Annotated in this window: 1 protein-coding gene; it reads left to right on the forward strand. The window is 32.5% G+C overall.

The features are described from left to right. Positions 1-321: response regulator (locus GQR46_RS20460; RefSeq protein ID WP_165742366.1), on the forward strand; the 321-nt coding region annotated here is incomplete at its 5' end. Positions 322-551 lie beyond the last annotated feature (230 nt).

The following is a 551-nucleotide window of genomic DNA, read 5'->3' on the forward strand; positions in this document are numbered from 1 at the left end:
TTAGAATTTTTAGAGAATTATGAAGCTAACAGAAAAGAATACCCTGATGGATTTCCTCCAATACTTATATTTTTAGACATTAATATGCCAAGAGTTAATGGGATCCAATTTTTAGAGGAATTTTCTAAACTAAGAAAGATGATAGAAATCAGCTCGTGTGTGGTTATGATGTTTAGCTCATCAGAAAGAGAAGAAGAAAAAAAGATTATAATGTCACACGATTTTGTTAAAGGTTACCTTGTAAAAGGAAGTTTTCAGGCAGCAGAGTTAAAAGAAAAAGTATTGGCTGTCATCGGTCAGCATTTGAAAAAACACAGCTGATTTGCATGTGTTTTAAGTTTTAATCCGCTAGGCTGTGCCAATTGGAGAGCCTTTAGTTTGAGTATGTGACACAAACCAAAGGTTTTTAGCTTAAGGTTACACAGATGTTTGATTTAAGCTTCAATTTTACAAAGGCTCAAAATAACCTATTTATTAAAGGCTTATTTTTTTACTATACTCATCGAGCAGCAAATTAATTTCGTTTACAGGCATAGGCTTTGAAAAGAGAA

The sequence above is a fragment of the Pseudoalteromonas sp. Z1A6 genome, from assembly GCF_011378745.1.
GTDB lineage: Bacteria > Pseudomonadota > Gammaproteobacteria > Enterobacterales > Alteromonadaceae > Pseudoalteromonas > Pseudoalteromonas arctica.